This window comes from Cupriavidus sp. 2KB_3 (assembly GCF_052115685.1).
GTDB classification, from domain to species: domain Bacteria; phylum Pseudomonadota; class Gammaproteobacteria; order Burkholderiales; family Burkholderiaceae; genus Cupriavidus; species Cupriavidus campinensis.
Genome location: NZ_JBFRHD010000005.1, coordinates 1 through 22,793, shown reverse-complemented (window position 1 = coordinate 22,793; position 22,793 = coordinate 1). Strand labels below are relative to the sequence as shown.

24 protein-coding genes are annotated in these 22,793 nt (G+C 65.0%); 14 read left to right on the top strand and 10 right to left on the bottom strand.

Annotated elements, in window-relative coordinates:
- Positions 1-24: 24 nt before the first annotated feature.
- Positions 25-1,485, top strand: coding sequence for a metalloprotease TldD (gene tldD / locus AB4120_RS06215; protein WP_144196156.1), 1,461 nt, complete (start codon positions 25-27; stop codon positions 1,483-1,485).
- Between the two features lie 437 nt (positions 1,486-1,922).
- The gene (gene aroG / locus AB4120_RS06210) at positions 1,923-3,002 is read left to right on the top strand and encodes a 3-deoxy-7-phosphoheptulonate synthase AroG (protein ID WP_187645080.1); all 1,080 of its coding nucleotides are present in this window, start codon (positions 1,923-1,925) and stop codon (positions 3,000-3,002) included.
- Positions 3,003-3,082: 80 nt separating this feature from the next.
- Here aroG and AB4120_RS06205 read toward each other — a convergent pair whose 3' ends face one another.
- Together AB4120_RS06205 and AB4120_RS06200 are read right to left on the bottom strand one after the other, a co-directional pair.
- Positions 3,083-3,490: a c-type cytochrome gene (locus AB4120_RS06205; protein ID WP_149136369.1), complete on the bottom strand. Its 408-nt coding sequence runs from the start codon at positions 3,488-3,490 to the stop codon at positions 3,083-3,085.
- A gap of 13 nt (positions 3,491-3,503) precedes the next feature.
- Positions 3,504-3,851, bottom strand: coding sequence for a c-type cytochrome (locus AB4120_RS06200; RefSeq protein WP_149136370.1), 348 nt, complete (start codon positions 3,849-3,851; stop codon positions 3,504-3,506).
- Positions 3,852-4,204: 353 nt separating this feature from the next.
- Here AB4120_RS06200 and AB4120_RS06195 point away from each other — a divergent pair, with 353 nt between their 5' ends.
- From AB4120_RS06195 to AB4120_RS06185, 3 genes are read left to right on the top strand one after another with little or no spacing between them, the layout of a single operon-like run.
- On the top strand, positions 4,205-5,083 hold the full coding sequence (locus tag AB4120_RS06195) for an AAA family ATPase (protein ID WP_149136371.1): 879 nt from the start codon (positions 4,205-4,207) through the stop codon (positions 5,081-5,083).
- A gap of 5 nt (positions 5,084-5,088) precedes the next feature.
- On the top strand, positions 5,089-5,679 hold the full coding sequence (locus tag AB4120_RS06190) for a GNAT family N-acetyltransferase (protein ID WP_149136372.1): 591 nt from the start codon (positions 5,089-5,091) through the stop codon (positions 5,677-5,679).
- Between the two features lie 27 nt (positions 5,680-5,706).
- Positions 5,707-6,882: a vWA domain-containing protein gene (locus AB4120_RS06185; RefSeq protein ID WP_149136373.1), complete on the top strand. Its 1,176-nt coding sequence runs from the start codon at positions 5,707-5,709 to the stop codon at positions 6,880-6,882.
- Positions 6,883-6,903: 21 nt separating this feature from the next.
- On the opposite strand, the gene AB4120_RS06180 is transcribed toward AB4120_RS06185, so the two are convergent.
- The gene (locus AB4120_RS06180; protein WP_149136374.1) at positions 6,904-7,806 is read right to left on the bottom strand and encodes a LysR family transcriptional regulator; all 903 of its coding nucleotides are present in this window, start codon (positions 7,804-7,806) and stop codon (positions 6,904-6,906) included.
- Between the two features lie 159 nt (positions 7,807-7,965).
- Between AB4120_RS06180 and AB4120_RS06175 the strand changes: the two genes are divergently transcribed.
- The 3 genes from AB4120_RS06175 to AB4120_RS06165 all read left to right on the top strand — a co-directional run bounded on the left by AB4120_RS06175 (position 7,966) and on the right by AB4120_RS06165 (position 10,892).
- Positions 7,966-8,952, top strand: a complete 987-nt coding sequence (locus AB4120_RS06175) for a Bug family tripartite tricarboxylate transporter substrate binding protein (protein ID WP_149136375.1) — start codon at positions 7,966-7,968, stop codon at positions 8,950-8,952.
- Positions 8,953-8,977: 25 nt separating this feature from the next.
- Positions 8,978-9,850: an N-formylglutamate amidohydrolase gene (locus tag AB4120_RS06170; protein WP_149136376.1), complete on the top strand. Its 873-nt coding sequence runs from the start codon at positions 8,978-8,980 to the stop codon at positions 9,848-9,850.
- 286 nt (positions 9,851-10,136) lie between these two features.
- Positions 10,137-10,892 carry a BspC domain-containing protein gene (locus AB4120_RS06165; protein ID WP_441642022.1) on the top strand — a complete coding sequence of 252 codons (756 nt, stop codon included), beginning with the start codon at positions 10,137-10,139 and terminating at the stop codon, positions 10,890-10,892.
- Between the two features lie 45 nt (positions 10,893-10,937).
- Here the strand turns inward: AB4120_RS06165 and AB4120_RS06160 are convergent, their stop codons facing one another.
- Positions 10,938-12,080 (bottom strand): M14 family metallopeptidase, encoded by a 1,143-nt coding sequence (locus tag AB4120_RS06160; protein WP_144196171.1) that lies wholly within the window; start codon positions 12,078-12,080, stop codon positions 10,938-10,940.
- 35 nt (positions 12,081-12,115) lie between these two features.
- Positions 12,116-12,901 (bottom strand): peroxide stress protein YaaA, encoded by a 786-nt coding sequence (gene yaaA, locus AB4120_RS06155; RefSeq protein ID WP_149136377.1) that lies wholly within the window; start codon positions 12,899-12,901, stop codon positions 12,116-12,118.
- A gap of 40 nt (positions 12,902-12,941) precedes the next feature.
- On the opposite strand from yaaA, the gene AB4120_RS06150 reads away from it, so the two are divergent.
- Positions 12,942-13,487, top strand: coding sequence for a putative toxin-antitoxin system toxin component, PIN family (locus tag AB4120_RS06150; protein ID WP_149136378.1), 546 nt, complete (start codon positions 12,942-12,944; stop codon positions 13,485-13,487).
- 30 nt (positions 13,488-13,517) lie between these two features.
- Positions 13,518-14,690: a pyridoxal phosphate-dependent aminotransferase gene (locus AB4120_RS06145; RefSeq protein WP_149136379.1), complete on the top strand. Its 1,173-nt coding sequence runs from the start codon at positions 13,518-13,520 to the stop codon at positions 14,688-14,690.
- 49 nt (positions 14,691-14,739) lie between these two features.
- On the opposite strand, the gene AB4120_RS06140 is transcribed toward AB4120_RS06145, so the two are convergent.
- From AB4120_RS06140 to AB4120_RS06120, 5 genes are all read right to left on the bottom strand, one after another.
- Positions 14,740-15,048 carry a hypothetical protein gene (locus tag AB4120_RS06140; protein ID WP_149136380.1) on the bottom strand — a complete coding sequence of 103 codons (309 nt, stop codon included), beginning with the start codon at positions 15,046-15,048 and terminating at the stop codon, positions 14,740-14,742.
- Positions 15,049-15,058: 10 nt separating this feature from the next.
- Positions 15,059-15,439: a hypothetical protein gene (locus tag AB4120_RS06135; RefSeq protein ID WP_149136381.1), complete on the bottom strand. Its 381-nt coding sequence runs from the start codon at positions 15,437-15,439 to the stop codon at positions 15,059-15,061.
- Between the two features lie 299 nt (positions 15,440-15,738).
- On the bottom strand, positions 15,739-16,350 hold the full coding sequence (locus tag AB4120_RS06130) for a hypothetical protein (RefSeq protein WP_149136382.1): 612 nt from the start codon (positions 16,348-16,350) through the stop codon (positions 15,739-15,741).
- A 3-nt stretch (positions 16,351-16,353) separates the two neighbouring features.
- Positions 16,354-16,854, bottom strand: coding sequence for a PAAR domain-containing protein (locus AB4120_RS06125; protein WP_149136383.1), 501 nt, complete (start codon positions 16,852-16,854; stop codon positions 16,354-16,356).
- Between the two features lie 209 nt (positions 16,855-17,063).
- Complete coding sequence (locus tag AB4120_RS06120) at positions 17,064-17,705, bottom strand: glutathione S-transferase (protein ID WP_441642021.1); 642 nt, start codon at positions 17,703-17,705, stop codon at positions 17,064-17,066.
- A 178-nt stretch (positions 17,706-17,883) separates the two neighbouring features.
- Between AB4120_RS06120 and AB4120_RS06115 the strand changes: the two genes are divergently transcribed.
- The 4 genes from AB4120_RS06115 to AB4120_RS06100 all read left to right on the top strand — a co-directional run bounded on the left by AB4120_RS06115 (position 17,884) and on the right by AB4120_RS06100 (position 22,595).
- Entirely contained in the window at positions 17,884-19,407 is a 1,524-nt protein-coding gene (locus AB4120_RS06115) for a 3-hydroxyacyl-CoA dehydrogenase (protein WP_149136385.1), read from the top strand.
- 69 nt (positions 19,408-19,476) lie between these two features.
- Positions 19,477-20,256 (top strand): oxepin-CoA hydrolase, alternative type, encoded by a 780-nt coding sequence (locus AB4120_RS06110; protein WP_149136386.1) that lies wholly within the window; start codon positions 19,477-19,479, stop codon positions 20,254-20,256.
- 69 nt (positions 20,257-20,325) lie between these two features.
- Positions 20,326-21,402 carry a phosphotransferase gene (locus AB4120_RS06105; RefSeq protein ID WP_149136387.1) on the top strand — a complete coding sequence of 359 codons (1,077 nt, stop codon included), beginning with the start codon at positions 20,326-20,328 and terminating at the stop codon, positions 21,400-21,402.
- A gap of 191 nt (positions 21,403-21,593) precedes the next feature.
- Positions 21,594-22,595, top strand: a complete 1,002-nt coding sequence (locus AB4120_RS06100; RefSeq protein ID WP_144196193.1) for a Bug family tripartite tricarboxylate transporter substrate binding protein — start codon at positions 21,594-21,596, stop codon at positions 22,593-22,595.
- Positions 22,596-22,793 lie beyond the last annotated feature (198 nt).

Sequence of the window (22,793 nt, the reverse complement as noted above, 5' to 3'; positions counted from 1 at the left end):
TCAATGAATGCTGAAAGGACAATCATGAACGCCGGTGATCTCGGAATCCGCAACCTGGCCACGGCGCAGCAGCTGCTGCTGGCGCCGTATGGGCTCGACGAGGCCAAGCTCCAGCGCGTGCTGGCCGACATCTTCACGCACAAGGTCGACTATGCCGACCTGTACTTCCAGTACACGCGCAATGAGGCGTGGAGCCTGGAGGAAGGCATCGTCAAGTCGGGCAGCTTCAGCATCGACCAGGGCGTGGGCGTGCGCGCCGTGTCCGGCGACAAGACCGCGTTCGCGTATTCGGACGACATCAGCCTGCCGGCGCTGTCGCAGGCCGCGGCGGCCACGCGCACCATCGGCAAGAGCGGCAGCGGCCGCGTGAAGGTGGCCGGCGCGCTGGCCTCCCAGACCGGGCGCAACCTCTATACGCCGAACGATCCGCTCGACTCGATGACCGCCACCGAGAAGGTGGCGCTGCTGGAGCGCATAGAGAAGATGGCGCGCGCCAAGGACCCGCGCGTGGTGCAGGTCATGGCCGGGCTGGCCGGCGAATACGACGTGGTGCTCGTGGCACGCAGCGACGGCGTGATCGCCGCCGATGTGCGGCCGCTGGTGCGCGTGTCGGTCACGGTGATCGCCGAGCAGAACGGGCGGCGCGAGGTAGGTTCCTCGGGCGGCGGCGGCCGCTATGCCTACGGCTACTTCAGCGACGAACTGCTGGCCAAGTATGTCGACGAAGCGGTGGCGTCGGCGCTGGTGAACCTGGAGGCGCGCCCCGCCCCGGCCGGCGCGATGACCGTGGTGCTCGGCCCGGGCTGGCCTGGCGTGCTGCTGCACGAAGCCGTCGGCCACGGGCTGGAGGGCGATTTCAACCGCAAGGGCTCGTCGGCCTTCGCCGGCCGCATGGGCGAGCGCGTGGCGGCCAAGGGCGTGACCGTGGTCGATGACGGCACGCTGGCCAACCGGCGCGGCTCGCTGAACCTCGACGACGAGGGCAACCCGACGCAATGCACCACGCTGATCGAGGACGGCATCCTGCGTGGCTACATCCAGGACACGCTCAATGCGCGCCTGATGAAGATGCCGGTCACCGGCAACGCCCGCCGCGAGAGCTACGCCGCCCTGCCGATGCCGCGCATGACCAACACCTACATGCTGAACGGCGACAAGGACCCGGCGGAGATCATCGCCAGCGTGAAGCGCGGCCTGTACGCGGTGAACTTCGGCGGCGGCCAGGTGGACATCACCAACGGCAAGTTCGTGTTCTCGGCCAGCGAGGCCTACCTCATCGAGGATGGCAAGATCACCACGCCGGTCAAGGGCGCGACGCTGGTCGGCAACGGCCCCGAATCGCTCAAGGACGTGACCATGATCGGCAACGACATGCGCCTGGACTCGGGCGTGGGCGTATGCGGCAAGGAAGGCCAGAGCGTGCCGGTGGGCGTGGGCCAGCCGACGTTGCGGATCGAGAACATGACCGTGGGCGGCACCGCCTGAGGCCAGGAACTGATCCGAGATCGATGGCGGCGGCATGCCATTTTTGGTGAAATCTGTTGCGATTCCACGCGATTGACGCTTGCCATCGATCTTGAAAAGCGATATAAAGATGCTTCGTTGTCGGGCGTGTGGCGATTGCGAGCCATGATTTGAGGGATAGCCGCGCAATTAAATGCCTTTTCAACACGCACCACAGCATAAATTCGACGCATCACCCAGATTCCGACACAAGCTGACCCGAAACACCGCCATGTCCGCCAAGTTTTACTTTTACTTTTTTAGCGATCTCGCACCGCTGGCGGATGGAGAGGGACAGTTGTAAGCAGCCCGAAATTCAGAAAAAGCCGCCAGCGAACCTGGCGGCTTTTTTTATCCCCGCCACGGCCGCGTCGCAACCCACCACCAGACTAACGACCTCACAAAGACCCGGAGCCATCATGTTGAAGAACACCGACGACCTGCGTATTCGCGAACTCAAGGAACTGTTGCCGCCCGCGCACCTGATCCGCGAGTTCGCCTGCTCGGAGGCAGCGTCCGACGTGATCTACGGTGCTCGCCAGGCCATGCATCGCATCCTGCACGGCATGGACGACCGCCTGATCGTCATCATCGGACCCTGCTCCATTCACGACACGCGCGCCGCGCTGGAATACGCCAAGATGCTCAAGGTGCAGCGCGACCGCTTCGCCAACGAGCTGGAAGTGGTGATGCGGGTCTATTTCGAGAAGCCGCGCACCACGGTGGGCTGGAAGGGGCTGATCAACGACCCGCACATGGACGGCAGCTTCAAGATCAACGACGGCCTGCGCACCGCGCGCGAGGTGCTGCTGAACATCAGCGAGCTGGGCGTGCCGACCGGCACCGAGTACCTCGACATGATCAGCCCGCAATACATTGCCGACCTGGTCAGCTGGGGCGCGATCGGCGCCCGGACCACGGAATCGCAGGTGCACCGCGAGCTGGCATCGGGGCTGTCGTGCCCGGTGGGCTTCAAGAACGGCACCGACGGCAACGTCAAGATTGCCGTCGATGCGATCAAGGCCGCCTCGCAGCCGCACCATTTCCTGTCGGTGACCAAGGGCGGCCATTCGGCCATCGTGTCGACCTCCGGCAACGAGGACTGCCACATCATCCTGCGCGGCGGCAAGACGCCGAACTATGACGCCGCCAGCGTGCAGGAAGCGTGCGACGCCATCTCGAAGGCCGGCCTGGCCGCGCGGCTGATGATCGATGCCTCGCACGCCAACAGCAGCAAGAAGCACGAGAACCAGATCCCGGTCTGCGAGGACATCGGCCGCCAGATCGGCGGGGGCGACCAGCGCATCGTCGGCGTGATGGTGGAGTCGCACCTCGTGGCCGGCCGCCAGGACCACGTGCAGGGCACCCCGGTGGAGAACCTGACCTACGGCCAGTCCGTGACCGATGCCTGCATCGGCTGGGACGACTCCGTGACCGTGCTCGAAACCCTGGCCAACGCGGTGAAGCAGCGCCGCCTGGTCACCGGCAGCGGCAACTGACGCTACGGTAGCCACCGCAGCGCCGGCGCAACAAAAAGCCGCTTCCTCGGAAGCGGCTTTTTTACATCCCCGCGCGGGGCTTACTTCTTCAGGACCAGGTCGCCGGGCAGCGACTCGATATACGCGGCGATGTCCTTCAACTCCTTGCGCGTGAACGGGCGCGGCTTGCCGTTCTTGTCGGTCACGGCCGGGTTGGCGTTGACCTGGCCGGCCATGATCGCGTTGGTACGGCCCACCAGCGGGTTGCCGCTGATCTGGTACGACACCAGTGCGTGGTAGAGGTAGTCCGCATGCTGGCCAGCCAGCTTGGGATAGTCGGGCGTGATCGGAGCGTTCATGCCCGCGCCGTGGCAGGCCACGCAGGCGCCCTTCTCCACCAGTGCCTTGCCGGCGGCGATGTCGGCGGCGGCGGCCGGGAGGGTGGCAGCGCCCAGCACGAGCGCGCCCACCGCGAATCGGAGCTTGTTCAGCGTCATCAGCGTCTTCATGTCTCTGAGCCTCTTACTTCAGCGTGTTGTTCTTGGTATCGGCCTTCTGCTGCGAGTAGTAGGCCGCCACGTCTGCAATGTCCTTGTCCGAGAGGCTCGCGGCAATCCCCCGCATCGTCGGATGCTTGCGATCGCCCTTCTGATAGCTCTTGAGCGCGTTTTCAATGTACTTGGCGGACTGGCCGCCCAGCATCGGTACTTCGTATGTCTCCGGGAACGATGCACGGTAGCCCGGAATGCCGTGGCAACCAATGCACATTGCAACCTTGTCCTTGGCAGTGTCCACATTGCCCTTTGCGTCCTGGGCCTGCGCAGCCGTTGCGGCCGCGCCCAACACCACCATCGTGAGGAGCTTTTTCATTGTCTTTAGATGATTGGGAAGTGTTAAACCGTGCGTGACCTGCCCTGCTGGCCGGAGACGGTTTGGGAACGGGGGTGGGGATGCAATCGCGGAAAAGCGTTGTGGATGTGCCGCGGGTGCTCTGACACCATTCTGCAACCATCTCGCGCTTGTTGCCGGCACCGGGGGATCTGCCATGACAACGGGCAGACTGCCGGGCATGTGGGAACTTGACTTTGGGGGCGCGTCAAACCGGCGCATTGTACCGCAGGCGACACGTGGCAGTCCAGACGACCGGCCCCGGGTGTCCCCCACTAAACGCGAATCGGTTTCTGCTTTTATACTGGCCCATTCCGCCTAAAACAGGTTGCCTCATGTCCACGTCCGCCAACGCCAATCCGTCTCCGTCCACGCGCTTCGAGGGCAGCGCCCAGTACGTTGCCACCGATGACCTGAAACTGGCCGTCAACGCCGCCCGCACGCTGCAGCGGCCGTTGCTGATCAAGGGCGAGCCCGGCACCGGCAAGACCATGCTGGCCGAGGAAGTGGCGGCCGCGCTGGGCATGCCGTTGTTGCAATGGCACATCAAGTCGACCACCAAGGCCCAGCAGGGCCTGTACGAGTACGACGCGGTGTCGCGCCTGCGCGACTCCCAGCTCGGCGACGACAAGGTCCACGACATTCGCAACTACATCGTCAAGGGCGTGCTCTGGCAGGCCTTCGAGGCCGACGAGCCCGTGGTGCTGCTGATCGACGAGATCGACAAGGCCGACATCGAGTTCCCGAACGACCTGCTGCGCGAACTGGACCGCATGGAGTTCTACGTCTACGAGACGCGCGAGTTGATCCGGGCCAGGCACCGCCCGATGGTCATCATCACCTCGAACAACGAGAAGGAGCTGCCGGACGCCTTCCTGCGCCGCTGCTTCTTCCACTACATCAAGTTCCCCGACGCGGACACCATGCAGCAGATCGTGGACGTCCACTACCCGGGCATCAAGCGCGAGCTGGTGGCCGCCGCGCTGGACGCGTTCTACGAGATGCGCAACCTGCCGGGGCTGAAGAAGAAGCCGAGCACGTCCGAGCTGATCGACTGGCTCAAGCTGCTGATGGCAGAGGACATTCCCGCCGAAGCGCTGCGCAGCCCCGACCGCAAGGCCGCGATTCCGCCGCTGCACGGCGCGCTGCTGAAGAACGAGCAGGACGTGCACCTGTTCGAGCGCCTGGTGTTCATGAACCGCGCGAACCGCTGATCCGCATGGCTTTCGTCCAACCCGTCACGCTGACCGGGCGCCACGCCACGCTCGAACCGCTCTCGCCCGACCACGCCGCCGGCCTGCGCGAAGCCGCCACCGACGGCGAACTGCACCGGCTCTGGTACACCAGCGTGCCGACGCCCGAGGGCATGGAGGCCGAGATCCGGCGCCGCCTGGACCTCCAGGCGCGCGACCTGATGCAGCCGTTCGCCGTGCGCGACGCCGCCGGCCGGCTGGCCGGCATGACCACCTATATGAATGTCGACGGCGCCAACCGGCGTGTGGAAATCGGCTCGACCTGGTACGCGCGCCGCGTGCAGCGCACCGGGCTGAATACCGAATGCAAGCTGATGCTGCTGCGCCACGCGTTCGAGACGCTCGACTGCATCGCCGTGGAATTCCGCACGCACTGGATGAACCACCAGAGCCGCGCCGCCATCGCCCGCCTGGGCGCCAAGCAGGACGGCGTGCTGCGCAGTCACTCGCGCATGCCGGACGGCTCGCTGCGCGACACGGTGGTGTTCTCCATCATCGCCAGCGAATGGCCCACCGTGCGCGCGCACCTGCAGTTCCAGCTCGAGCGGCCGCGCTGATCGCAGCCAGACACCAAGGGAAATGCGATGCTGATCGACTTCTTCTTCTCGCTGCGGCACGCCAAGCTGCCGGTCTCGGTCAAGGAATACCTGACCATGCTGGAGGCCCTGCGCGCGCAGGTCATCTCGCCGTCGATCGACGAGTTTTACTACCTGTCGCGCATGACGCTGGTCAAGGACGAAAAGCACTTCGACAAGTTCGACCAGACCTTCGCCGCCTATTTCAAGGGCGTGGAGAACCTGGTGGACTGGAAGAGCGACATCCCGCTCGACTGGCTCCAGAAGACGCTCGAGCGCGAGCTGTCCGCCGAGGAAAAAGCCAAGATCGAGGCCATGGGCGGGTTGGACAAGCTCATGGAACGCCTGAAGCAGCTGCTGGAAGAGCAGAAGGAAAAGCACGAGGGCGGCAACAAGTGGATCGGCACGGGCGGCACCTCGCCGTTCGGCCATGGCGGCTATAACCCGGAAGGCATCCGCATCGGCGGGCCGTCCAAGGGCAACCGCACCGCGATCAAGGTCTGGGAAGCGCGCGCCTACAAGGACTACGACGACCAGGTGGAGCTGGGCACGCGCAACATCAAGGTGGCACTGCGCCGCCTGCGCCGCTTCGCGCGGGAGGGGGCCGACACCGAACTGGACCTCGACGACACGATCCACTCCACGGCCGCCAACGCCGGCCTGCTCGACATCAAGCTGCGGCCGGAGCGCCACAACAAGGTCAAGGTGCTGATGCTGATGGACGTCGGCGGCTCGATGGACGATCACATCAAGCGCGTGGAGGAACTGTTCTCGGCCACCAAGACTGAGTTCAAGCACCTCGAGTACTACTACTTCCACAACTGCCTGTACGACTACGTGTGGAAGAACAACCGGCGCCGCCATGCCGAGAAGATCGCCACCTGGGACCTGATCCACAAGTACACGCCGGACTACAAGGTGATCTTCGTCGGCGATGCCACGATGAGCCCCTATGAGATTCTTCAGCCGGGCGGCTCGGTCGAGTACAACAACCCCGAGGCCGGCGCGGTGTGGCTGAACCGGATGATCGAGCAGTTCCCGCGCTTTGTCTGGCTCAACCCGGAGCCGGAGGGGCTGTGGCAGTACCGGCAGTCCATCACGGTGATCAACCAGATCATGAAGAACCGGATGTATCCGGTGACGCTCGCCGGGCTGGAACAGGCGATGAAGGTGCTGTCGAAGTAGTCCCGGCGCGGCCTTTCCGCCTCACGCCACCACGTCCACCCCTTCCATCACCCACTCCCGGAACGTCTGCAGCGCCGGCAGGTGCGCCTTCTGTTCCGGGTAGCACAGGTAGTAGCCCTTCTTCGCCAGCACGCGCGCCGGATGGGCGACGACCAGCGTGCCGGTGGCCAACTCCTCCTCGATCAGGCAGCGCGGAATCAGCGCGATACCCAGCCCTGACACCGCCGCCTGCGTGAGCAGGGAGAACTGGTCGAAGCGGGCGCCGCTCCAGGCCTGCCGGGTGGAAACGCCCAGCTCGGACAGCCAGTCTGGCCACGCCTCGGGCACCGTGGTGTGGTGCAACAGCGGGTAGCGCAGCAGGGCCGCCGGCGTGCGCGCCACCCCGTCAGGCTCCAGGGCGAGCAGGCCGGGCCGGCACACCGGCAGCACCTCGCGGCCGGTCATATAGTCGGCCAGGCTCCCCGGCCAGACGCCATCGCCAAAACGAATCGCCGCATCAAGATCGGGCTGGGAAAAATCGTAGCCCTGGGCATGGGGCACAAATTCCAGCGTGACTTCCGGGTGCCGGGCGAAGAACTGCGGCAGGCGCGGTATCAGCCACTTGGCGCCGAGCGTGGGCATGCTGGCGATATGGAGGATGCCGCCGCGCCCCTGTCGGGCGATCAACTCCACACTGGCGGCCTCGATCTCGTTGAGGCTCGGGCGGATGCGCTCCAGATAGCGCTCGCCCGCGTCGGTCAGCATCAGCCGCTGGCGGACACGCTCGAACAGTTCCACCCCCAGGAACGCTTCCAGACTGCGCACCTGCTTGCTCACGGCTCCTTGTGTGACGTGCAGATCACTCGCGGCAACGGTAAAGCTGTTGTGGCGCGCCGCTGCTTCAAAGGCCTGCAACTCCGTCATCGACGGACATAAGCGGCGCATGCTTCACCTCCCAAATCTGACCCCCTTCAATACCAATTGGAATGATCCGGGGATTTTATTTCGTTTGCCAGTCCATTGCACGCACGCGCAGAATCGGAAAAACCGTTCTTTTCGATCTCTTCCCCTCTTTCCCCTCTTTCCCTCCTCGGAATCGACCTGATGCAACGCCGTCCCCTGCTCCAAGCCATCGCCGCCGCCACTGCCTTTGCGGCCGCTGGCCTGACCCTGCCCGCCTTTGCCCAGGGCACCTATCCGACCAAGCCGATCACGCTGGTCGTGCCGTTCCCGGCCGGTGGCACCACCGACATCGTGGCCCGCATCGTCGCCGACAAGCTGGGCCAGCAACTGGGCCAGGCCGTGGTCGTGGATAACCGCGGCGGCGCCGGCGGCAGCATCGGCACGGGCTACCTCGCCAAGGCCGCGCCGGACGGCTACACGCTGGGCATCGCCACCGCCTCGACCCACGGCATCAACCCGGCCGTGTACCCGCGCCTGCAATACGACGCCACCAAGGACTTCACCACCATCACGAACCTGGCTTCGGTGCCGAACGTGATGAGCATCCACCCGGGCGTGAAGGCCACCGACATGAAGTCGTTCATCGCGCTGGCCAAGGCCGAGCCGAACAAGATGGCCTATGGCTCGGCCGGCAACGGCAGCGTCTCGCACATGATGGGCGAACTGTTCAAGATGAGCAGCCACACCGAACTGCTGCACGTGCCGTACAAGGGCGTGGGCCCGGCGCTGAACGACGCGCTGGCCGGCCAGGTGCAGGTGCTGTTCGACAACCTGCCCTCCTCGCTGCCGTTCATCGAAGGCGGCAAGCTCCGCGCGCTGGCCGTGGCCGCGCCGAAGCGCGTGGCTGCCCTCCCCAACGTGCCGACCTTCGCCGAACTGGGCCTGGGCGAAGTGAATGACTCCGCATGGTTCGGCCTGATCGCCCCGGCCAAGCTGCCGGCCGACATCCAGGCCAAGCTGAACGCCGCCGCCATCAAGGTGCTGGCCATGCCGGAAGTCAAGGCCAAGCTCGAGAAGCTCGGCGCCACCCCGGTGGGCGACACCCCGGCGCAGTTCGCCAAGCAGATTTCCACCGAAGTGGCCAAGAACAAGCGCGTGGCAGCCGCCGCCAAGATCTCCCTGGACTAAACCTCGGAACAAACCCAGGCAAAGCATGACTGAAGCAGACCGAAAGACCGCGGAAAGCCCGTACTTCCTGCACATGCCGGAAGGCGAGAGCAGCCCGCTCTTTCTAGATTCCCCGCACAGCTGCACCACGTACCCGGCGGACTTCCGCTACGCCGGCAACCTGCCCCTGCCGCTGCTGCGGCAGGCGGAAGACACCTTCGTGGATGCGCTCTACGCCGACGCCCCCGGACGCGGCATCCCGCTGCTCTGCGCCGGCTTTCCGCGCAGCTACCTCGACGCCAACCGTGGCCTGGAGGAGATCGACGAAGTCCTGCTGGACACGCCGTGGCCCGGCGCCAAGCAGGAAACTTCCAAGACCCGCCTCGGCAAGGGCCTGGTCTGGCGCGTGCTGGACACCGGCGAGCCGATCTACGACCGCAAGCTTGGCGTGGCCGAACTCCAGGCCCGCATCGACCGTTACTACGTGCCCTACTACGCCCAGCTGCAACGGCTGGCGGACGCGGGCGTGGCGCGCCACGGCAAGGTCTGGCACATCAACTGCCATTCCATGCCGAGCGAGGCCGCCCAGTACGCGACCGAGCACCCGGGCCTGCAACACCCGGACTTCGTAGTAGGCGACCGTGACGGCACCACCTGCGACACGCGCTTCACCGACCGTGTGGAAGGCGTGCTCAAGGAGATGGGTTACGACGTCTGGCGCAACCATCCGTACAAGGGCGTGGAGATCGTGCGGGTGGTGGGCCAGCCCCAGGCCAACCGCAACAGCCTGCAGCTTGAGATCAATCGCAAGCTGTACATGGACGAAGTGGGCCTGGCGCCCAACGCCGGCTTCGACAAGCTCAAGCGCGACCTCAACGCGCTGATGGACGACCTCCTGCGCTTCACGCGCACCGCCTGAGGTCTCCGCCAAGGTCAGCCCTGACCGTTCCCGCCCGCGCTCGCGGGCGGGGATCATTCCATCGCGTGCACTGCCTCGGGGTTCGCCTGACTTGCGCCGCGTGCGCCTTTTCTGATATTGCAACGACCCCGATCCCGCATGAACGCTGCGTGATCACGGCGGTTGTGCTGCGGTTACGCGCAATTAGAACGGAACGTAACAACATTTCGGAACTTTGCCGCGGGGCTTTCCTCTATCATGGCAATCCTTCGCCAACCCTCCTTGCTGAATAAGCAAAGACGATCCCGTGATCCGACGAATTTCCGAACTGTTTGGTGGCCGGCTGTGCATGCTGACCGCCGCAGTGGCAGGCGCGCTGGCCCTCGCCGGGTGCGCCACCGCACCGGGCGATGAGGCCACCGACACCGCCGCCCCGGGCGCCACACCCGCCGCCACCGGCACTGCTCCCGCTTCCGCCACACCGGCCGTCAAGCCGCCCCCCGTCGTCAATACCAACCCGCCGACCAAGACCGTGACGTTGCCCGACAAGGGCCGCGTGAGCCTGGCCGAGTACCGGACCCGGATGCGCGAACAACTGATGAAGACCGAGAACGCAACGGCCAGCGTGGCCGATTGCGCCGCGCATGCCAGCTGGGTGGTGCCACGCTCGGCCACCTTTGACGCGCTCAAGATCCCCACCGGCGCACTGAGCAACGGACAGGCCACGGTGGAGCCGTGGAGCGGCCGGTTCTCGCAGGGCAAGCAGGCCGTGCCGGTGAATTCGGTGGTGACGTTCGCGGCCTCCGCCCACAAGCGTGTCGGCGAGGCGCAATGGCAACCCGTGCGGGTGCGCTGTGGCTATGACGAGGGAATGATGCTGGCCTACGAGCTGCTCGACAGCAACGGCGACGTGATTGCCGAGCCGGCCGCCGCGCCGGCCGTGGCCACGCCGACGGCGACCTCGAAGAAGAAGGGCAAGAGCAGCGCCAAGGCGTCGACATCGTCATCGAAGTCGACAAAATCGACGACGAAGACGTCAACCAAGACGAAGAAGAAGCATTAAGCGCAGGATGCCCCCCCGCCCGCTTGCGGGGAGGGGAGCAAGCCCTTATTCCAGATACTCCAGCACCGCCTGGAGCATCGCCGTGCCCAGCAGCGCGCTTTTCGCGCCATTCCACCCCACCACGGGGTCGGGTAGGTCGGCGTTGTCCTTGAACGGCATCTCCAGCGTCAGCGCCAGGCACCCGAAGGTGTGGCCGATGTACTTCGACGCCAGCTTCAGCGCGTCCGCGTTGTACTTGCTGGCCGCGTAGCCGTGTACGTCCTGGAAGTCCGGCGTGGCGCGCTTGAAGGCTTCGATAAAGCGCGCCTGCTGCTCGCGCTGCGCATCGGTGAAGCCCGGCAGCATCTCGCTCCCGGCCACGAAGTTGTAGGGCAGCCCTTCATCGCCGTGGATGTCGAAGAACAAATCCACGCCGGTGGCCTCGATGGCGCGGCGCACGTGCCACACCTCGGGGCTGGTTTCCAGGCTCGGCTGCATCCACTCGCGATTCAGGTTCGCGCCAGCGGCATTGGTGCGCAGGTTGCCTCGCGCGGAACCGTCCGGATTCATGTTCGGCACGATGTGAAACACCGCCCGGTCCAGCAGCTTGCGGGCCACCGGATCGCCAGCCCACATGCCGGTGCCGGTCAGCCGCTGGAGCACCCCTTCGCAGAACCATTCGGCCATGCTCTCGCCCGGATGCTGGCGGGCGATCATCCAGACCGTCTTCTTGCCCGGCCCCGGCTGGCCCACGGTCACGCAGGTCAGGTCGCGGCCATCGACGGTGCTGCCCAGGTGCGACAGCCGCGCCAGCGGCGAGCGCTGGCACGTGGCCAGCAGCGACAGGTGGCGCTCCTCGGGATACGGTTCGAAATAGGCCAGCCACACGCTGTCGTGCTCGGGCGTGAACTCGACGGTCAGCGTGCCGCCGTCATAGCGCGTGGGCACGCGGAACCAGTGCGCGCGGTCGTAAGACGCCACCGCACGATAGTCGCGCCAGCCATCGGGATAGGTGCACTCGCCGGCGTTCAGGAACTGGAGCCGGCACGCCTGCCCCGCTGCCCCTTGCAGCCGGAAATGGAACCACTGGCGGAAATCGGCGTGGGAGTCGGCGCGGATGCGCAGGCGGATGTCGTCGGCACGGTCCAGCGCCTCGACTTCGACCGCACCGGAATCGAACAGCGTGGAGATATGCAGGGCTGAGGTCATGGGAATCGGGTTCTCCAGTCAGCGATCGGTCTATATCAGTCTTCCAGGCGGCGGCGGAACACCCAGCGGGTGTCGTCCGACGCGGCCTTGTCGTAGGCGTAGCCGTCCTCGGCGAAGCGCTTGAGCTTGCTGGCCTCGGTCACGCGGTGTGTCACCGCGTAGCGCGCCATGGTGCCCCGGGCGCGCTTGGCGTGGAACGAGATGATCTTGTAGCGGCCGCCCTTCCAGTCCTCGAACACGGGCGTGATCACGCGCGCGGCAAGCACCTTGGGTCGTACAACCTTGAAATATTCCTCGGAGGCGAGGTTCACGAGCGTGGCCGGGCCCTCGTGCTTGAGGTCGGCCATGTCCTTGTTGATAAGGGCCGTGACATCGTCGCCCCAGAACGCGTAGAGGTCCTTGCCGGCCGCGTTGTCCAGCCGCGTGCCCATTTCCAGCCGGTACGGCTGCATCCAGTCCATCGGGCGCAGCACGCCATACAGGCCGGAGAGGATGCGAATGTGCTTCTGGGCGAACGCGAGGTCGTCGGTGGACAGCGAATTCGCGTCCAGGCCATCGTAAACATCGCCATTGAAGGCCAGCACCGCCTGCTTGCTGTTGGCCGCCGTGAACTCGGAACTCCAGTCCGCGTAGCGGGTGACGTTGAACACGGCGAGCTTGTCGGAGATGTCCATCAGCGCGGCCACGTCCTGCGGCGCCAGCCGGCGCAGGCGCTCGATCAGCGTGGCGGAACGGTCGATAAAACGCGGCATCGTGTGGGTCTTGATGCGCGGGGGTGTCTCGTAATCCAACGACTTGGCAGGAGACAGAACGATGAGCATGGCAAAATCGCGGGCAGGAACAAAGACCAGATTGTAGCGAATGCCCACAGACACCACCGCCGGCGCCCCTTGCGTCGCTTTTGCCGCCCCGCCGCCCCGCGTGGTACTCGACTCCAATATCTGGGTCGACCTGCTCGTCTTCCAGGACCCCCACGTGGCGCCGATCCGCGCCGCGCTGGACGCCGGGACCATCGCCCCGGTGATCCGCGCCGACTGCCGGGAGGAGCTGCGCCGGGTGCTGGCCTACCCGCAATTCGCGCGGTTTTCGGTCGATATCGATGCCGCGCTGGCCCAGGTGGACCGGCTCGCCACGCTCGAACCCGCCCCGGACCAGACCGACTTCGACGCCGTACGGCTGCCCAAGTGCCGCGACACCGACGACCAGAAGTTCATCGAACTGGCGCATTTCGCGCGCGCCGCGCTGCTGGTGTCCAAGGACAAGGCGGTGCTGAAGCTCAGGAGCCGCCTGCGCCGCATGAGCGGCGTGGAGATCCTGCCGCCGCCGGCCTTCGCCGCCTGGCTGGCTGCGGCGACCGAGGCTGCCACTGCCGGCGCCGATCCCGCTAGAATGACCGGCTTGTCCTGAACCCGCCCTAACCTGCCACCTTCCCGCGCCATGTCCGCAGAATCCTCGCTCGCACCCCTGACCCCGCCGCTGTCGCGCCTGCCCAAGGTCGGCACAACCATCTTTACCGTGATGTCGGCGCTGGCCGCCGAGATGAACGCCGTCAACCTCGGCCAGGGTTTCCCGGATTTCGACTGCGACGCGCGCATCGTCGACGCCGTGGCCCACGCCATGCGCACCGGCCACAACCAGTACCCGCCGATGGCCGGCGTGCCTGCGCTGCGCCAGGCCATCGCCGGCAAGATCGCCACGCTGTACGACCACACCTACGACTGGAATACGGAAATTACGATCACGGCCGGCGCCACGCAGGGCATCCTGACGTCGATCCTGTGCGCGGTGCATCCGGGCGATGAAGTGATCGTGCTCGAGCCCTGCTACGACAGCTACCTGCCCGCCATCGAACTGGCCGGGGGCGTCGCAGTGCCCGTCACGCTTGAAGCGCCAGCGTTCCGCATCCCCTTCGACAAGCTCGCCGCCGCCATCACGCCCAAGACGCGGATGATCCTCATCAACACGCCGCACAACCCCACGGGGACCATCTGGCGTGCCGATGACATGCAGAAACTGGCCGATCTGCTAGCCGGCACGGACATCCTGCTGCTCTCGGACGAGGTGTACGAGCATATGGTCTACGACGGCCAGCGGCACGAGTCGGTCTCGCGTCATCCGGAACTGGCGCGCCGCAGCTTCGTGGTGTCGAGCTTCGGCAAGACCTATCACGTCACGGGCTGGAAGGTCGGCTACGTGGCCGCGCCGGCTGCGCTGTCGAACGAATTCCGCAAGGTCCACCAGTTCAACGTGTTCACGGTGAACACGCCGGTGCAGTTCGGGCTGGCCGACTACATGGCCGATCCGGCGCCCTACCTGGACCTCGCCGCCTTCTACCAGGCCAAGCGCGACTACTTCCGCACCGGGCTGGCCTCGACGCGCTTCAAGCTGCTGCCTTCGGACGGCACGTACTTCCAGTGCGTCGACTATTCGGCGATTTCCGATATGAGCGAAGCCGATTTTTCGATGTGGCTCACGCGCGAGATCGGCGTGGCCGCGATTCCGGTGTCGGCGTTCTATTCCCAACCGCGCGAATCGGGCGTGGTGCGGTTCTGCTTCGCCAAGAAGGAAGAGACGCTGAAGTTGGCGCTGGACCGGCTGGCTAAGATTTGAGGGGATTCCGGCAGCCCCGGGAACGAGGTGGGTTCCCGGGCTGCATGGGTTAGAAAGGAACGTACTCAGTAACAGGCGGCTCGAACGCGTAGCCTTGATCGGTCCAGCCGGACAAATCACCGCATTTCAGTTTGTAATTGCAGGCCGGAAACAGCTTTGCATCGCAGCGGAATACAAAGCATCGTTGGCCGGGTTGTACGACGCCCACTACTACGCCGTCCGGGAACCACTGCCCTTCGAAGTCCCGGTATAGCTTCACGGGCTCTTTGGCCACGTGAGGGACGATGGGAAGCTTGTATCCGAAGAGATAGCCAAGCGCCATTGTCACGGCAAGGCAAGCAGCGTGACGACCAGCCATGGGCGGGCCATTAGAACCATTCGCCCGAGCGCAGGTTCGGCTCGAAAGCGTCGGGGGAATCGGTCCAGCCTTCAATGTCTCCGCACCTGACCCGATAGTTCAGCATCATGACTTCCCAACCGACCTGAATGTAATGGCATCGGTCCCCGGGTTTCAATTCCCCTGCAACAGGGCCGGGTGGGTTATAGACCATCCCTTCAATAAACGTATAGAGCTTGACGGGCTGTGTGACGACGCGCTCCCTGAATGAAAGTCGATATCCAAAAAACTCGCAGTAAATCCAGAGCGTGGCAGCCGCGATACCGAGCAGCCACACGATCCACCACGGCCTTGCCTTACCAGTTTGCCGACGCGCCACCTTTCCTCCTTTCTTTCTGTTAGCTGGGCTCATACGGATCCAACTCCGGCTTGAAAGCGGACCCTTCCTCGGTCCAACCATCTAGATCCCCGCACATCACCCGGTACGTGTACATCATCTCCACGGCAATGCCGACTTGCACAAACCTGCATCGCGCGCCCTGTGAAATTTCTCCAACCAAGGGGTCAACCGGAGGCACCATCCCTTCGGGATTCCCGTAGATTGGAATGGACTTCGCCGCCACATGCGTTCTGATCGGTATTCGATAGCCATTGCAATATCCCAGGGCCAAGGAGATGCTGATCAATGCTGCAACGGACCATGGCCACGCCTTACCAGTTTGCCGACGCGCCACCTTCCCACCCCTTTTTGTAGATTCGTGTCTCAACGAGACGGTTTGATTTCTTCAGGACACCATGCAGTTCGGCCGGCGTGACAGGCGTCGCCTCACCGAAGCCGCGCGGATCACGCGCCATGATGCCGGCGAGTTCCAACACATCCGTGACGTTGGTGCTGCACGAATTGCTCCACAGGTGGTATGGCTTATCTTCCGCCACGCGCCGCTCCAGTTCGTCCTGAATGAGCTTCCTCTCGCGCGGAGACACCCACAAAAGGAACCCGACTCCAGTTCGATGTGGGCGCCCGCGCTCCAGCGTGCCATCCGGATTCACGCGAGGCGCCCGGGTATTGCTAATGAGATAGCGCCTATAGCCGCCTTTGAAGTACGTTTTGGGCGCACGGCTGTAAACGATGTCGCCGATTGCTATCGCAGCATGGCCAAATAGCGATGTTGGTTTGGGTCTTAAATCAAACACCACCACCTCAATAAACTCCCGCTGCACGGGAATCGGCTTCGCTTCATCAAACCTTGTCAACGTAGTCGCCCAGACGCCGGCGCGCACCAGCGTCTTGCCCGTGGTCGGAGAGGTCAGCGTTTCGGTCATCGCTCACCCCTCGACGTAGATCGTCACGTTGTCGGCGCGTTGCTGGGCGGCCAGCAGATGGGTGCGGCCTTGTGCGTCGGTTGTGCCGAATTCGGGCTCGGCGCCCGCCCGGACTGCCGCGTACTCCGTGTTGGGCAGCGGTTCCCCGGTGGCGCTGTCGCGCAGGATGTAGTGGTCGTCGAAGCGGTCCTCTTCATCGGGCGCCGGGCCGGCCGAGGTTCCGCTTACCGGGTGGCGGACGGTCGCCTGGGCGCCCATCGAGGAAATCAGCCGGGCGCCGCATGCCGTCAGCATGCCGTCGAGCGCCATGGCGCGGCCCATGGCCTGGAAGGTGGGATCGCCTTCGATGATCGGGAAGGAGCCCTTGCACTGCGGACACCAGACCATGTGTCCGACGCCTACCGCCGGCTCCCCGTAGAAGACGAAGGTGGGCTCGCCCTCCAATACCTTGCCGCCGTGTGTCGTCGTATCGCCCCGGCGAACGATGCCTTTTTGACCCGCCATACGTACCCCTTCGTTGTTAGATGAGCCGCCATCTAACCGACGAAAAAATCGGCCGTATATAGAAGAATCCTGATTAATTTTCACCAAATGGTGAGCGCTCGGAAAATCCCGAGCGGCGCATTTCCCATCGGGCCTGCCAATGCAAAGCGCCCCGCAAGCGGGGCGCTGGGAAAATGCTGATCGAGGCTTATCCGGTGAATTGCGGCGATTTACCGGTTGCGGCTCAGCATCAGCTCGGTATTGGCCTTGCGGTCGGCATTCACCTTCTGCACGCTCGGCCGCTCGGACATGGCCTTGAGGTAGGCCTTGACCGGCAGGTCCGCCAGCAGGTCTTCGCCGTAGATGATTTTCGTGCAGGACGACACCAGCGGGAGGTGGCAGATGGCGGCGCAGTCGGCCAGCGTGAAGGTATCGCCGGCCACGAAGGGCGAGAATTTCGCCAGCTTGGCGAAACCGGGGATATAGCGGTCCAGCAGGCGGCGCTGGCGCTCCTTGAGGTTATCGCTCACCTTGCCGCCGAAAAACGCCTCCGGATACAGTTCCCGCGCGGTCAGCTCCAGATATACCTCCATGAAGGTGACGAGTTCGCGCACCTTGCCTGCCTGGTAGGCGTCATGCGGCAGCAGCGGCGCCTGGAGATAAGCGGCCTCGATGTATTCCGCGATGGTTTCCGATTCGCACAGCGGCCCGGAATCGGTGATGATGTAGGGCACCTTGCCGAGGGGCGTCGCCGACAGGTCGGTCTCGCCGATCCAGGCCAGCACTTCCTCGAATGGCAGGTTCTTTTCCAGCAGCGCCAGCTTGACCTTGTTGTAGTAATTGCTGGCGGCAAAGCCGCAGAGCTTCAGCATGTCGTCTCTCTCCGTTATTGAAATGGATCGTCCGGGTCGCGTCCATGTAGACCCGAGGACGCTTGAGGCGCCCCCGCCTGGCCGATCTTCGCACGCCACGTAAGCCTACCCGCTGTCGCGGAAGATGCAGAAATCGTACGATCGTGCTAATTTAACCACAACTTTTTTTGGACGAACGATGAGCCAACCCACTATTCAAACGCTCGGCATCGTCGGCACGGGCGCCATGGGCCGCGGTATTGCCCAGATTGCCGCACAGGCGGGCCTGACGGTCAACCTGTTCGACGTCAACGCCCAAGCCGTGGCCGCCGCGCGCCAGTATCTGCAGGACACGTTCGCCAAGCTGGCCGACAAGGGCAAGATCAGCGCTGCCGACAGCGAGGCCGCGCTGGCCCGCGTGAAGCCGTGCAACGCGCTGGAAGACCTGGCCGGCTGCGACATGGTGCTGGAAGCCATCGTGGAGAAGCTTGAGGTCAAGCGCGACCTGATCGCCAAGCTGGAAGCCATCGTCCGGGAAGATGCGGTGATTGCGTCGAACACCTCGTCGCTGTCGATCACGGCCATCGCCGTGGGCGCCAGGCACCCGGGCCGCGTGGTGGGCTACCACTTCTTCAACCCGGTGCCGCTGATGAAGGTGGTCGAGGTGATCGACGGCCTGTCGGGCAACCCCGCCATCGGTGACCAGCTGATGGAGCTGTCGCGCCGCATGGGTCACACGCCGGTGCGCTGCAAGGACATGCCGGGCTTCATCGTCAACCACGCCGGCCGTGGCATGAACATCGAAGGGCTGAAGATCGCCCAGGAAGGCGTGGCCGAGTTCGTCGATATCGACAACATCATGCGCGAGCAGGCCGGTTTCCGCATGGGCCCGTTCGAGCTGATGGACCTGACCGGGCTGGACGTGTCGCACCCGGTGATGGAGTCGATCTACAACCAGTTCTACCAGGAAGCGCGCTATCGTCCGTCCCCGATCACGGCGCTGCGCTACGTTGGCGGGCTGCTGGGCCGCAAGACTGGCGCCGGCTTCTACGCCTACCCGGACGGCCAGAAGCAGGTGCCCGCCGCGAAGCCGGTGCCCGATGCGCGCCCGGCCAGCGTGTGGGTGAGCCGCGCCAATGAGCGTGGCCATGCCATGACCGTGAAGCTGCTGACCGCGCTGGGCGTGACGCCGGAAGGCGGCAACGCCCCGTCCGCCGACGCGCTGATCGTGGTCACCCCGCTGGGCCTGGACGCCACCACGGCCGCCCTGCAGGAAGGGCTCGATGCCAGTCGCGTGGTCGCCATCGACACCCTGCTGCCGTTCGAAGCCACCAAGCGCCGCACGCTGATGACCACGCCGGCCACCAGCGCCGCCGCCCGCGACGCCGCGCACGGCCTGTTCGCCAGCGACGGCGTGCCGGTCACCGTGATCCGCGACTCCGCCGGATTCGTCGCCCAGCGCATCATCAGCTGCATCGTCAATATCGCCAGCGACATCGCGCAGCAGCGCATTGCCACGCCGACCGACATCGACCTCGCCGTGAACCTGGGCCTGGGCTACCCCAAGGGGCCGCTGGCCCTGGGCGATGCGATTGGCGCCGCGCAGATCCTGGAAGTGCTGCACAACCTGGACCGCCTGACGGGCGACATGCGCTACCGCCCGAGCCCGTGGCTGTGGCGCCGGGCCAGCCTGGGCCTGTCGCTGCTGACCGAAGAAGCCTGATCCTCCCGGGCGCCCCGCCGAGACACGGGGCGCCTTTTTTCTTGCCGCATTGCCCACCAAGAGGCCGCCATGACCGCCCAGCTGCTTTCCCAACGCGTGGACGCCACGCTCGTCCTGACCATCTCGAACCCCGAGGCGCGCAACGCGCTGCATCCGGACATCTACGCGGCAAGCCAGGAAGCGCTGGAAGTGGCGGCGCGCGACAACACCATCCGCGCGGTGGTGCTGACTGGCGCCGACGGTGTGTTCTGCGCCGGCGGCAACCTGAACCGGCTGCTCGGCAACCGCTCCCAGCCGGCCGAGGTGCAGGCGAAGAGCATCGAAACCCTCAATCACTGGATCGAAACGCTGCACGCGTTCCCCAAGCCGATCATCGCCGCGGTGGAAGGCCCTGCCGCCGGCGCGGGCTTCTCGCTGGTGCTGGCCTGTGACTTCGTGGTGGCGGCCAGCGACGCCAAGTTCGTCATGGCCTATGTGAAGGTGGGCCTGACGCCGGATGGCGGCGGCTCGTACGAACTGGCCCGCATGCTGCCGCGCCAGCTCGCCAGTGAAATGATGATGGATGGCAAGCCGGTCGATCCGGCGCGGCTGGCGCATTTCGGCATCGTGAACCGCGTGGTGCCGCCGGGGCAGGCCGTGACCGAGGCGCTGCGCATTGCCGAGAACCTGGCCAAGGAATCGCCGAACGCGATCCAGGGCATCAAGGCGCTGATCAACCACGCCGGCAGCGCCTCGCTGACCGAGCACCTGGCCGCCGAGCGCGACAGCTTCGTGACCGCGCTCCACCACCCGGACGCAGGCGAAGGCATCAGCGCCTTCCTGGAGAAGCGCAAGCCGAACTACCGCTGAAGGGGCCGGGAGACTGCCCGCCGAAGCACCGACGCCATCGCCACATAAAAAAGACAGACCGGAGACAGCATGAGCAGCAACGTTTCGCATTTTGAAGGCACCCGCCCCGTGGCCGACCAGCAGCGCTTCGACGTGGGCGCGCTCGAGACCTGGATGCGCCAGCACGTAGAGGGCTTTGCCGGCCCGCTGACCGTCGAGCAGTTCAAAGGTGGCCAGTCGAACCCCACGTTCAAGCTGATCACCCCCGGGCAGACCTATGTGATGCGCGCCAAGCCGGGGCCAAAGGCGAAGCTGCTGCCGTCTGCGCATGCCATCGAGCGCGAATACCGCGTGATGGCCGCCCTCGCCCAGACCGACGTGCCCGTGGCCCGCATGTTCGCGCTCTGCGAAGACGAATCGGTGATCGGCCGCGCGTTCTACATCATGGAGTTCGTCAGCGGCCGCGTGCTGTGGGACCAGGCGCTGCCGGACATGACCCCGGCCCAGCGCGGCGCGATCTACGACGAGATGAACCGCGTCATCGCCGCGCTGCATTCGGTGGACTACAAGGCGATCGGACTGGCTGACTACGGCAAGCCGGGCAACTACTTCCAGCGTCAGATCGAGCGCTGGAGCAAGCAGTACAAGCTGTCCGAGACCGAATCGATCCCGGCGATGGACCAGCTGATCGCATGGCTCCCGAATCACATTCCGGCCGATGCCGATGAACTGACCAGCATCGTCCATGGCGACTACCGACTCGACAACCTGATGTTCCACCCCACCGAGCCGCGCGTGCTGGCCGTGCTCGACTGGGAGCTGTCCACGCTCGGCCATCCGATGGCCGACTTCGGCTATCACTGCATGAGCTGGCATATCCAGCCGGGCCAGTTCCGGGGCATCGCCGGGCTCGACCATCAGGCGCTGGGCATTCCGGACGAGGCCGCCTACCGGCGCCTGTACGAACAGCGCACCGGCCGCCAGATCACGGGCGACTGGAATTTCTATCTCGCCTTCAGCATGTTCCGCATCGCGGGCATCCTGCAGGGGATCATGAAGCGCGTGGTCGATGGCACGGCGTCGTCGGCACAAGCGACGGACGCCGGCAAGCGCGCCCGCCCGATGGCTGAAATGGGCTGGGCCTACGCCCAGAAATCCGGCGCCTGATCCTGCATCTTCCAGCCAGACATCGCCCCGCACTGCCGGGGCGATGTGCGTTTTGGGGGGTGATTGTCTGCATGTCATCAGACAACCGAGTACTATCCCTAGCCATAACCCTGATGACCAAAGGCAAAATCGCGTCTACACTGCTGCCATGTTGTACGACAACAGACGATAATGCTTTTCGGAGACATAGCATGAGTACTCGCCGCCAATTCCTTGGCCAGGCATCGGGCCTGGCCGCACTGAGCGCCTTCGGCACCTCTGGCATCCTCGCCCCGGCATCCGCCTGGGCCGCCGACAAGTGGCCGACCAAGCCGATCCGGCTGGTGGTGCCCTACCCCGCCGGCGGTTCGTCGGACATCATCGCCCGCCTGATCAGCAAGCCGCTCGGCGAAGCGCTGGGCCAGGCCGTGGTGGTGGACAACCGCCCGGGCGCCAACGGCAACATCGGCGCGGCCATGGTGGCGCAGGCCGGCACGGACAACCACACGCTGCTGCTGTGCGATGTGGGCGCGCTGGCCATCAGCCCGTCCGTGTACACCAAGCTGAGCTTCAGCCCTGAGAAAGATCTCAAGGGCGTGGCGATGCTGGCCTACTCGCCCCACCTGCTGGTGGTGCATCCGTCGGTGCCGGCCAACAACCTCAAGGAACTGGTGGCGCTGTCGCACAAGCAGACGCTGAACTTCGCCGTGACGGCCATCGGCAGCGCGCCGCACCTGGCGGGCGTGGCGGTGCAGCAAGCCACCGGCGCGGCCTGGCAATACGTGCCGTACAAGGGTGGCGCGCAGGCGATTGCGGACACCGTGGGCGGTACCGCGCAGGTGCTGATGAACGGGATGCTGGCGACGTATCCGCAGGTGCAGGCCGGCAAGCTCAAGCTGCTGGCCGTGTCCAAGCGCACGCGCATGGCGCTGGTCGGCCAGGTGCCGACGATTGCCGAGCAAGGCGTGGCGAACTTCGAATCGGGTACGTGGCAGGGCGTGATGGCGCCGGCCGGCATGCCGGATGCGCTGGTGGCCCGCCTCTCGAGCGAGCTGATCCGCATCATCCGCACCCCGGAAATCCGCGCGCAACTGGCCGGCCAGGGCGCCGAGGTGGTGACCATGACGCCGCCGGAAACCAGCAAGTTCTTCTCGACCGAGGAAAAGCGCTGGGCCCAGGTGGTGAAGGCCGCAGGCGTGAAGCTGGACGGCTGACGGCACCCGCATCCCCCGCTGCCACGCAGCAAGCAAAAGGGCGCGATCTTTGAACTGCACCCCAAAAGTTGGACACCCGTTCAACCTTTGGGGTGTTTTTCATGGCGAAGTACAACGAGGCGTTCAAGCGCCAGGTGGTTCAGGAATATTTGTCCGGGGGAGTTGGGACTGGGACACTGAGCCGGAAGCACGGAATAG